Source organism: Shewanella sp. YLB-07 (assembly GCF_009377275.1).
This window is the reverse complement of the sequence record NZ_VOQB01000002.1, coordinates 662,017-673,855: the sequence shown is the minus strand read 5'-3', so window position 1 is coordinate 673,855 and position 11,839 is coordinate 662,017. Positions and strand designations below refer to the sequence as shown.

At 47.9% G+C, this 11,839-nt stretch carries 8 protein-coding genes and 1 pseudogene; 7 read left to right on the top strand and 2 right to left on the bottom strand.

Annotated elements, in window-relative coordinates:
• Positions 1 to 214: pseudogene (locus FS373_RS06810) on the top strand (hypothetical protein); the annotation flags it as partial.
• A gap of 728 nt (positions 215 to 942) precedes the next feature.
• On the opposite strand, the gene fadJ reads toward FS373_RS06810, so the two are convergent.
• Both fadJ and fadI read right to left on the bottom strand, forming a co-directional pair.
• Entirely contained in the window at positions 943 to 3,069 is a 2,127-nt protein-coding gene (gene fadJ / locus FS373_RS06795) for a fatty acid oxidation complex subunit alpha FadJ (RefSeq protein WP_144047207.1), read from the bottom strand.
• A 5-nt stretch (positions 3,070 to 3,074) separates the two neighbouring features.
• A complete protein-coding gene (gene fadI, locus FS373_RS06790; protein ID WP_144047208.1) occupies positions 3,075 to 4,385 on the bottom strand; it encodes an acetyl-CoA C-acyltransferase FadI in 1,311 nt (436 codons plus the stop codon).
• Positions 4,386 to 4,804: 419 nt separating this feature from the next.
• Here fadI and FS373_RS06785 point away from each other — a divergent pair, with 419 nt between their 5' ends.
• The 6 genes from FS373_RS06785 to FS373_RS06760 are packed head-to-tail and all read left to right on the top strand — an operon-like array spanning position 4,805 to position 11,826.
• On the top strand, positions 4,805 to 5,761 hold the full coding sequence (locus FS373_RS06785) for an AAA family ATPase (RefSeq protein ID WP_144049037.1): 957 nt from the start codon (positions 4,805 to 4,807) through the stop codon (positions 5,759 to 5,761).
• Positions 5,762 to 6,691 carry a DUF58 domain-containing protein gene (locus tag FS373_RS06780; RefSeq protein ID WP_144047209.1) on the top strand — a complete coding sequence of 310 codons (930 nt, stop codon included), beginning with the start codon at positions 5,762 to 5,764 and terminating at the stop codon, positions 6,689 to 6,691.
• Positions 6,691 to 7,215 (top strand): DUF4381 domain-containing protein, encoded by a 525-nt coding sequence (locus tag FS373_RS06775; protein ID WP_144047210.1) that lies wholly within the window; start codon positions 6,691 to 6,693, stop codon positions 7,213 to 7,215. The genes FS373_RS06780 and FS373_RS06775 overlap by 1 nt, the downstream gene beginning before the upstream one ends.
• Entirely contained in the window at positions 7,209 to 8,213 is a 1,005-nt protein-coding gene (locus FS373_RS06770; protein ID WP_144047211.1) for a vWA domain-containing protein, read from the top strand. The genes FS373_RS06775 and FS373_RS06770 overlap by 7 nt, the downstream gene beginning before the upstream one ends.
• Positions 8,214 to 8,215: 2 nt before the next feature.
• Positions 8,216 to 10,135 (top strand): vWA domain-containing protein, encoded by a 1,920-nt coding sequence (locus tag FS373_RS06765; RefSeq protein WP_152828988.1) that lies wholly within the window; start codon positions 8,216 to 8,218, stop codon positions 10,133 to 10,135.
• Positions 10,129 to 11,826, top strand: coding sequence for a BatD family protein (locus FS373_RS06760; protein WP_152828987.1), 1,698 nt, complete (start codon positions 10,129 to 10,131; stop codon positions 11,824 to 11,826). The genes FS373_RS06765 and FS373_RS06760 overlap by 7 nt, the downstream gene beginning before the upstream one ends.
• The last annotated feature ends 13 nt before the right edge of the window (positions 11,827 to 11,839 follow it).

Sequence of the window (11,839 nt, the reverse complement as noted above, 5' to 3'; positions counted from 1 at the left end):
GCCTATCGAACTCGCTGGTGCTCCACACGTGAAATTCAAGCCTATCGAACTCGCTGGTGCTCCACACGTGAAATTCAAGCCTATCGAACTCGCTGGTGCTCCACACGTGAAATTCAAGCCTATCGAACTCGCTGGTGCTCCACACGTGAAATTCAAGCCTGTTGAACTCGCCGGTGCTCCACACGTTAAGTTCATCAACCAAGAAATTGCTTAAGGTCTAAGGAGAATTATTATGTTTGATTCAATTAAGAAAGCACTAGGCCTAACTCACAAGCCAGCCCGTATCAAAGTACAGCTTCCAGAAGGACTGAACCATTTAGAAGTTATCCCTGCCAAAGTGTGGTGGAAGTAGACTTATATTATCCGTGAGCTGATATGTTAGATAACTCGTGAAGCAAGTACAGAAAAGGAGCCTAGGGCTCCTTTTTTAACTTCGTTATTTAGGGATTTATACTTAATAACTACAGCTTGCTCATCGAAACTGACGCAGCAGAACAGAAACAGAAAACTAGAACCTTAATGATCCTGAAGACTTACCGACTGAACGTCGCCAAGCATAATGTTTATGGGTATTAAATAACGGATAGGCTACAGGACCAATCAGCAGTCCCAGCAAGATCCAGCGCTTGACGCCCAACCCAGCTCGAAAGGCTAAGTTCCCCATGACGATACCCGATAGAAAAAGCACACAAATAAGGGTTACAACACTTTGTACATTTGTAAATACCAGCACTAATCTACCACCTCAATCTATTCTGACCCTATAAGCCGCGGGATTGTACAAAAAACATCATAGAAAGTGAACATAAATTAGGCGGGGATTTTCCTTAGAAACAAAAAAATGCGGCGTTATGTTGCCGCATTGTTAAATAATCTAGTTCGATTTAGGTTAAAGTTACCCTTAGCTAGCTACACCTCGAACCTAACTCGATCGAACTTAGGTCAGTCGAAGAAGCGCTGATTGGTCTCAGCCATCTCCCTTAACTTATCACAAGGTGCAAATCTGTTGCCGTGCTTAGCTTGGTATTTCTCTAACTTAGCAACTAAGACGCCAGCTCCTAGTGTATCGATATAGTGGAATGGTCCACCCAGGAATGGCGGGAAGCCAATACCAAAGATAGCACCAATATCACCGTCACGAGGTGATGCGATAATCCCCTCTTCCAAACAACGTACAGCCTCATTGAGCATCTGAACTACGCATCGCTGCGCGACTTCAGAAACTTCAGCATTCACGCCAGGTTTCAAGCCTAGGACTTGGTAAACACTCTCATCGACTTGCTTACCTTTCTTCTTGGCCTTACCACCGTACAGATAGAAGCCTTTACCGTTCTTACGACCCTTTCTGTCATCACTCAGTAGCTTATCGAACGCTGCAGGCGCCTTGAATCGTTCACCTAATTCAGCTTCCAATATAGGAGAGATCTTCGCGCCTACATCAATACCAACTTCATCGAGTAATGTCATAGGGCCGACAGGGAAACCAAACTTAACCAGTGCCTTATCTAGATGTTCAACACTTTGACCTTCAAGCAGCAATTGTGCAGCTTCGTTCATGTACAAGGCTAAAATTCGATTCACGTAGAAACCGGCACCGTCTTGTACCACTATTGGCGTTTTACCTTGCTTACGGGCAAAGGCAACCACGGTTGCTATGGTCTCGGGCGAGGTTTTCTTATGGGCGATAACTTCAACCAGCGGCATTTTCTCAACCGGAGAAAAATAATGCAAACCGATGACATTTTCGGGACGAGCAGCCGCCTCGGCAATCTGTGAGATTGGCAGTGAAGAGGTATTTGAAGCGAAAATGGTGTTCTCGCCACACTCACGTTCGACATCTTTTACCATCTGATGCTTAAGCTTCAAGTCTTCAAATACGGCTTCAACCACGATATCAGCATCTTTAATGCCTTTGTACTCAGTGGTTGTGGTCATCAGCGACATGATATTATCTCTAGCCGATGGCGTCATATGGCGACGCTTTACGCCTTTATCGAGAAGCTTATAGGCATAAGAGAGTGCGTTGCTAAGTCCTTGCTCACTGATATCTTTGACTCGCGCCGGGATCTTAGCTTTGGTGGTCGTCACAGATGCAATACCGCCGCCCATGAGGCCGCCACCGAGTACCATTGCCTTGTTGACTTTTCGAGGCACAACATCGCCGGCGCCAGTCTCTTTCTTCATCTCGGTCGTGGCAAAGAAGATGCTTCTTAATGCGGCCGACTCTGTCGACATGACCAGATCGGCGAAATGGCTGGCTTCCACTTCGAGTCCTTTGGCTTTTCCCTTAGCCATGCCTTGGCGCACGCAATCGATAATCTTTGCAGGCGCTGGGTAATTACCTTGAGTCTTCTTCTGAACTTGCTTACCGGCTTGATCGAAGATGATATTTCGGCCAACTGGAGTGCCTTCGAGCAACTTGTTGACCAGAGACTTGTTCACCTTCTTAGGCGCACGTTTACCTTTAAGCGCCATTTCAACCGCGGTAGCTAACAGTATCGACTCGGGGACAACATCGTCGACCAAGCCCATCTTCAACGCTTGCTTAGGGCGGATCTGCTTACCCGTTAGCATCATATCTAATGCCGTAGTAATACCAACGAGTCTAGGTAATCTCTGGGTTCCACCACCACCGGGTAACAGGCCTAGCTGCACCTCAGGTACGCCCATCATGGTCTTGCCATTTTGGCTACATACTCTTTGATGACACGCCAATGCCAGCTCCAGACCGCCGCCCAGACACACACCATCTATCGCCGCAACCACGGGGATAGACATGGCTTCTAGTTCGTTAAATACGATATGTCCTTGCTGTGACAGCGCCTTAGCGTCTTCTACAGAAGTACAAGCATCCAACATGGAGATATCAGCACCGGCAACGAAACAATCTTTCTTTCCAGAAGCTAACACTAGGCCCTTGATACTTTTATCGGCTTTAATTTCCGCCAATATTTCAGTGATCTCAGGGCCAAATTCGGTGCGCAAGGTATTCATGGTTTCGCCGGGTACATCTATCGTCAGTACGGCGATGCCATCTTCACGGCGAACTAAATTAAATGTCTTTTCCATAAGAATTACTCCACTTCTACTATCATTGCTGCACCTAAACCACCTGCCGCACAGGCCGTGGTGAGTCCTGTACCACCGCCTCGACGTTTTAGCTCACGACAGACTTGGGTGATTAATCGAGTGCCCGTTGCGGCAAAAGGATGACCATAAGCGAGTGAGCCACCTAACACATTAAATTTGCTCATATCTATCTCACCTATGGCTCGGTTTCTGCCGAGTTTCTCTGCGGCGAACTTTTTCGAGGCAAACATCTGCATATTGGCAAGTGTTTGAGCCGCAAAGGCCTCATGCATCTCGATAAGCGTCAGATCTTCGAGTTCCATACCCGCACGTTGCAATGCCAGAGGCGTCGCATAAGATGGGCCCATCAACATGTCTTCCCACACATCGATGGCGCTAAAAGCATAACTCTTGATATAGCCGATGGGATCATAGCCAAGTGCTTTAGCACGGCTCTCACTCATCATTAACACCGCCGAAGCACCATCGGTTAATGGCGTACTGGTGGCCGCGGTAACGGTACCATGCTTACGATCGAATGCAGGTCTTAGCTTGGCATAGGATTCCAGGCTAGAGTTTTCACGAATATTATTATCACGGTCGATAAAACGCTTATAAGGAGGAACATGAGCCGCCATGACCTCATCTCTAAGATGACCCGCATTCCATGTCTCAGTGGCAAGCGTATGAGAGCGGTGTGCTAAAGCATCTTGATCGGCGCGGCTAATGTTATACGTCTTAGCCATCTGTTCTGCGGTTTGGCCCATGGAGATGCCAGTAGAAAATTCGGCAACAGCTGGTGGAACAGGGAACAAATCTTTTATTCCTAAACGTCTGAAGATAGCCAGCTTCTGGCTGAAAGAGCGGGCCTTGTTCAGATCGACTAACGCATGAGCCAGTTTCTTCGATACACCAATCGGCAGAACCGAAGATGAATCGGCACCACCGGCGATACCGATATCGATATTACCCGTCATAATTGACTCGGCAACATTGACCGTAGACTGAAAACTGGTAGCACATGCACGGCTAACACTATAGGCATCGGTACTCACATTCATACCTGTACCCAACACAATTTCTCGGGCAATATTAGGCGCCGCAGGCATCTGAACAACCTGTCCATATACGAGCTGCTCTATTTCCTTAGGATCAAGCTCCGAACGAGACAACATCTCGTTGACGACCATCTTGCCCATGTCCAGTGCCGAAACACCGTGAAACGCCGTAGCTTGTTTAGCAAATGGGGTTCTTAAACCCATTACTATTGCAATACGATCGCCCTTGGCGTTCGTTACCTGTTGTCTGTGACTCATTTGCCGCCCTCTTCTTATACGCCTAGCCGATATTTAGCTCTTGACGCTATTATTTCCTTGCCGCGTTTTAATCTGTCCGACTGTACTGCATATAACAGGTCAGACCATTAAAGTGTGATCTGATTCTAACTTCTTACAGGAAAGTTTTAAACACCTGTTTGGTTTTTAGGCTGAAAAATATTAAAAAAACCTTTATTAACAATGTTTAATGAAGTTTATTTTGATTTATCTTGTCCTATATATGCATATTACAAATATCTAAATGTAGTTAAAGCGACAATGCAGCATATAACTAAGTCGTACAATTAATATGACTTTATATACACAAAAGGTAAATTGGCACTAGCCAAACCCTATGTGAATTTTTTACCATGTCGTTGGTCTATAACTTAACGAATAAAAACAAGCCGAGTAACATCATGCCTTTGAGTCGATTTCACGCGTTACGCGAATACCTTAATCAGGTCATTTTGGGACAACCTGTCCTAACCGAAAACTTATTAATAGCCTTGATCGCAGATGGACATTTACTCGTCGAGGGACCTCCTGGTCTGGCGAAAACCCGGGCGGTAAAGGCCCTATGTGACGGCGTCGAAGGGGATTTTCATCGAATTCAGTTTACCCCGGATTTACTACCAGCCGATTTAACCGGAACTGACATCTATCGTGCTCAAACGGCGACATTTGAATTTGAAGCTGGCCCTATTTTTCACAATCTTATCTTAGCCGATGAGATCAACCGAGCCCCAGCCAAGGTTCAGTCGGCTCTGCTCGAAGCAATGGGGGAAGGTCAAGTTACCGTAGGTAAGAATAGCTATAAATTACCTGAACTGTTTCTGGTCATGGCGACGCAAAACCCCCTAGAGAACGAAGGGACTTATCCGCTACCCGAAGCACAACTAGATCGCTTCTTGATGCATCTCAAGCTGGATTATCCCAGTGCGGAAACTGAGTTCGAGATCATGCGTATGTCACGTAAAGAAGCCTTGAAGCAAGCGGCTCCCACTGTAGAACCTATCATTCAGAAAGATATTTTCGAAGCCCGCGAAGAGTCACTGGAACTCTATCTCGCCGAGCCGTTAGAGAAATACATCGTCGACATAGTGATGGCGACCAGACAGCCGCAACGCTACAGCGATGAACTGGCCAGTTGGCTTGAGTATGGTGTCAGCCCACGAGCCACACTCGCATTGGAGCGCTGTGCCCGAGCACGAGCTTGGTTACTGGAGCGCGATTTTGTTTCACCGGAAGATATTCAAGCCGTGGCACCCAATGTATTGAGACACAGGTTACTCCTGAGTTATCAGGCACAAGCCGAAGGCGTGAGTAGCGACCAAGTGATCGATTATATTTTGTCTCAAGTCGCGGTGCCTTAAGTGTCTGAAATTGTCCTCCCTCTTTTTGCCGACGGGGTAAACCTGAATCAAAAAGAGCTGCTAGCATGCCAAAATATCGCCAGAGCGCTTCCCGAGAAACGCTCTAAAGCCCGTGCGAGTCTCTCGGGACACAGGGCCAGTCTGATTAAGGGCCGGGGCATGGAGTTTGCCGAAGTACGGCAATACCAACCCGGTGATGATGTCAGAACCATAGATTGGCGCGTTACGGCTCGTACGGGTAAGGCTCATACTAAGCTCTTCGTTGAGGAGCGCGAGCGGCCAGTACTGATTTTACTCGATCTCAGCCACAGCCTCTATTTTGGTTCCAGCTTATTGCTGCAATCGGTACAGGCTGCACATCTGGCCACCACTCTTGGCTGGAGTGCAATCCTACACAGCGACAGATTAGGGGCATTGATTGCCACAGAAGATGAGCATATTGAACTCAAGCCCAGAAGCCGCCAGAAAGGCATCTTACAACTCATCTCAGCCATCGAATCAGTGCATAAGCAACAACTGGCTCGGCTGGCTACACATCAGGCTGAGCCTGATCATATGTTCCGTGCATGTCAAAGGCTCAGGCGCATAGCTAAGCCTGGTTCATTGATCTGGATAATCAGCGATGGCAGCAATTTCAATGAGTCTTGTCTTGCGCCTCTGTCAGATCTAAAACGCCATTGCGATATGGGGGCCTTCTTAATCACAGACCCCCTGAGACAAGGCAAGCTAACACTGCCCAAACAGTTCCAGCTGCCAGTAAAAGATGGCAATAAGGAGCTAACCCTCAATCGAGCCGGCTATGATACCTGGCTGCAAAAACAACTTCAGACCCAAGCCCAGTTTACTCAAATGATGCAAAAATTAAATGTTCACACACGCACATTAGATGCGGGCATGACCCTTAACGATCAACTTGGAGCGTTAAGATAATGCAGCCCACAGCCAATCCCGCCCTCACCGTATTGAAAGACATTCATACACCCGAGGCCATCAGTAACATGCCAATGGCCTTAGGTTACTGGCTGGTTCTAGCACTGATATTGATAGCTGTCACAGCTCTCATGTTCAAACTCAAACAAGCAAGGCGCCACAGGGCGCCAAAACGCGAAGTCTTATCAGCCATCGCATCATTGGACACATCTAGCGATAAACATGCCGCCGATATCCCAGTTCAGATAAATAGCTTAATCAAACGCGCAGCCATGAGTTACCTCTCAAGGGAACAGGTGGCTGGTCTTCAAGGCGACAGTTGGCACCAGTGGATGACGCAGCAAGTTAACACTGTTAATCCGCGTTTGAAAGCCCTGCTCGACAGGCGCTACCAGAGAGAAGGCCTGACTCAAAAAGAGGCCGAAGAGCTCAAGATGTTAGCCACCGACTGGCTCAAGCAAGCCTTACCATTGAAAGAAGACGCTAAGAATATCGGTACCAACAACAAGGAGGCACAATGCTGACTCTCGCATGGGCCTGGTTACTCTTACTTCTGCCACTGCCACTCATTTTCAGAAAACAGCAACAAGAAGTCGAAATCAGCGGTCATCTTCATCTGCCCGGCATAGGTGAAAATGGGGCTGAGCAAATTCAGCAACAAGCACATTCCCGTAAAGCCTACTGGCTAGTCTGGGTGCTGTTAGTGATTGCCGTTGCGCGCCCCTTGTGGATGGGTGATGCTATCGAGCTGCCAAGTAAGGGCCGCGATCTTATGATGGCAGTGGATCTTTCCGGCAGTATGCAGATTGAAGACATGGTGCTCAACGGACAAACTGTGGATCGATTTACCATGATACAAGATGTGGTCAGTGACTTTATCGAACGTCGTAAGGGAGACAAGTTAGGCCTTATTCTGTTCGCCGATCATGCTTATCTGCAGGCCCCCCTGACCCAGGATAGACGCTCTGTCGCGCAATTTCTAAAGGAAGCTCAAATAGGACTAGTCGGCAAACAAACCGCCATAGGCGAAGCGATAGCCTTAGGGGTTAAACGTTTCGACATGGTCGACAAGAGTAATCGGATTTTAGTGCTGCTCACCGATGGCTCCAATAATTCAGGTTCCATCTCTCCCGATCAAGCCGCCGCTATCGCCGCTAAGCGTGGAGTGAAGATCTACGCAATCGGCGTCGGCGCAGATGTCATGGAGAGACGTTCTATCTTCGGTACAGAGAGGGTCAACCCGTCGATGGATCTCGATGAAGCACAACTAAGCTCCCTGGCAAAAACCACAGGAGGCCTGTACTTCAGGGCCAGAAGTTCTCAGGATCTGGAGCAGATCTATCAAGAAATTGATAAACTCGAGCCCATTAGCCGAGATCAACTCAGCTATCGACCTCAATCGGAACTTTTTTATCTGCCATTGACTGCCGCCTTGTTGCTCACTATCTTAATGGCACTATCTCAACTCCCCTTATTTAATCGACCCGTGCAATGGTTAACGGCCCGTCGAGGAGACAGATAAACATGCATTTTCTTCGACCTGAGTGGTTTTTCGCACTCATCCCTCTGATAATCCTCATCCTATTACTGTGGCGCAGTGAACGAAAAAACTCGACATGGAATCGTTACATTGCTCCCCATCTAGCCTCTCTGTTAGTCACCCAGACTAACGAGATAAAGCGCAGCAAGTTATGGTATCTCGGATTAGCTTGGCTCGTGGCCGTGCTTGCCTTGTCGGGACCCGCGTTCACTAAGCAATCTCTGCCAGTATACGAAGCGGCTCAGGGCAGAGTTATCGTCATGGATATGTCTCTGTCTATGTACGCAAGCGATCTGTCCCCCAATAGATTGTCACAAGCAAAATTTAAAGCTACCGACCTTATCGACGCACTTGAAGAGGGTGAAACCGGACTCATCGCCTATGCAGGGGATGCTTTCACCATCAGCCCCTTGACGCGGGATAGAGCAACCTTACTCAACCTACTGCCAACCTTATCACCGGATATAATGCCGGTTCGAGGCTCTAACTTAGTAGCAGCGTTGGAACAAGGGAAAAACCTACTCGCTCAAGGAGGACACATACGCGGTGACATCTTATTGCTCACAGACGGCGTATCGACTCAACAGATGCGTGCAGCAAAAGCCGTCTTACAAGACACCCAATACCGCTTAGCCATTATGGCTTTTGGCAGTGAGCAAGGCTCACCCATTCGTCTGCCAGATGGACAGCTACTCAGGGATAATGCCGACCAAGTAGTCGTCGCTAAGACGAACTATTCGTTGCTCAATGAGCTGACACAGGCTGCAGATGGTGTATTAATTCCCTATAGAAGTGATGGGCGGGATCTCGAGCAGATGCAAAACTGGTTGTCGACAACCGGCGATACTAAGGCAACCGAACTCGATGGAGAGATCTGGCAAGATGCTGGCCCCTATATCGCGCTATTACTCCTGCTGCCTGTATTGCTTAGTTTCAGGCATGGATTGGTTGCGGTCGTTGCACTCTTTATCGTCTATATCCCAACTCCGGTTCAGGCATCGACCTGGGACAATCTCTGGCAAACCCAAGATCAACAAGGAATGCAAGCCTATCAGGCAGAGGATTATCAGCAGGCGTCAGATTCCTTTACATCTCCTCAATGGCAAGCCAGCGCCCTTTATAAGGCTGGAGAGTATGATGAGGCTTTGTCATTGTTCGAACAGGATAACTCCGCTAGCGGCTTGTTCAATCAAGGCAACAGCTTGATGCAGCAGAATAAATATGATGAGGCGATAAAACGTTATCAAGAGGCATTAGTACAAAACCCGGAATTGACTGGTGCAAAGGATAACCTAGAACTTGCCAAAAAATTAGCGCAACAGAAGCAAGATAGCCCAGATCAAGACAAGTCAGACTCACAAGAAAAGTCTGAGGACAATGCCGACAAAGACTCAGACAAAGATAAGCAGCAAAAATCTGATCAAGAGCAGCAATCACAATCCAATGACTCACAGCAAGACAGTGCCTCAGATAAAGAGGATTCAGGAGATCAGAGCCCGGAAGATAAAAGCTCGGAAGAAAAGAGCTCAGAAAATCAAGACTCAAAAAGTAAGAATAACGATGCCGACATGCAGGCCGATCCGGACAAACTGCCGTCTCAAAAAGATAACCAAGACAGTGAGCAGGACAAACAAACCAACAGCCATGATAGTCAAGAAGAGCAAGAGCAGCAGGCTCGTTCGCAAAACGCCCAAGCAGCCGATGAAAATCCAGAGGAAGAAGCTCAGGCAAAAGCCCAAGCGGCTCAAATGCATGAAGGACCAGAAGCACTTCCTCCTGAGATGGAGCGTGCGTTAAGATCTCTGGTCGACGACCCGCAAGTTTTACTGAGAAATAAGATGCAACTCGAATATCAAAAACGTGCAAGACAAAATGCTAACTCTAAGGATCAGCAGCAATGGTAGTTTCCAGACGTTTATTACTAGCCTTAATGACGCTAGTTTTTTCCATTCCCACTTTTGCCATTAGCCAGCTGGAAACAACTGTCGATAGAAACCCTGCCGTTGAAAAGGAATATTTAGTACTGACCATCAGTGCCGACGATGATGTCAAAACCGGGGATCTAGATACATCCCCCCTGCTCAAAGACTTCATTGTGGGACGCACCAGTGTCAGCCGCAGCACACAAATTGTTAATTTCGACTCGAGAAAGCAAACTCGTTGGCAAATCCTCTTGGCACCTAAGCATGCCGGCACTATCTTGATCCCCTCTTTGAGCATAGACGGAGTCGAATCTACACCTATCGAACTCAGTGTCGTCGCTGCAGGCAGTCAACCCCAGCAGATGAGGAACCTGTTTATACGTACCAGCTTATCCACTGAAGAAGCCTATGTGGGACAACTCATCATCTATAAAGTGAAACTCTTCTTAGCGGTGGATCTTCAGCGAGGGCTGTTAAGTGCCCCTAACTTAGATGGTGCACAGATCAAGCAACTGGGTGAAGATGTCGATACGACAGAAATTTTCAATGGCCGCCGCTACCGAGTCATCGAACGCACATACGGCATCATTGCCGATCTACCCGGAGAACTGACCATAGACGGCACAGGTTTTTCGGGCGATGTGTTAGTGCAAGGCTCTCGTCGAGGCGGCATGTTCTCTTTCAATGAAAGCCGCCCCATGGAAGCCAGAGCCGCGAAATCTATCTTACTTATTAACCCTATACCCAATGAGTATCACGGTGAATGGTTAGTATCAGATCTGGTCGCGCTAAGTGAAGACTGGCCGGAAGAGACTCAGGAATATCAAGTCGGGAACCCTATCACACGTACCATCAGTTTACTGGCATCGAATACGGATGACACTAGCTTACCGGAGATCCTAATACCAGTCCCCCAAGATCTTAAAACCTACCCGGAGAAGCCGGTACGCAAGACGTTCTTGCGAGATAAACAGATGGTGTCACAGCTGACCCAAACCTTAGCCATAGTGCCAACCAAAGCCGGAGAGTACACCTTACCGGCCGTCACAGTGCCTTGGTGGAATCCTCACACTAAACGTCAGGAGCAAGCGACGCTCCCCGCCAGAACCATCACAGTGATAGGCAGCGACGTAGCAGAAATCAATTTACCTCAGATAACTAATACTTCTGCTACAGATACATCGGACTACTGGCCTTGGTTAAGCTTAATCTTTGCCGCCTTATGGTTAGCCACCTTAGCGCTCTGGCAAAAGAGTCGCAGTCAGATTAAACAACTCACCACTAACCAGGGTGACTCGGCATCGACCCACAACATACCTGATGCAGTAAGCAACAATGAGAATGTTCAACGCCAAGCCTCCCCCGTCCTAACGGCTAAGCAAGGAACTAACTTATCGACGTTGGAAGCTGCCTGTAAAGAGGAAAACGCCGGAAAAGTATTGACGGCGCTTCAAACTCATTACAGTAAGCAACATTCTCGCTCCATGAGCCTTGCCGATATTGCCGGATTATCTCTCGAGCTGAACCAGGTCATTTCGCAGCTGCAGATCAGCGCCTTCAGTAAGGAACAAACTCCAGTGAATTATCAGATGATCATCGAAGCGGTGAAATCATCGAAAAATAAGAAGGTTCAGCAGCGGACCTCTGCACTGGTGGATCTTAATCCTAAGTAGACCTCTCAACGCC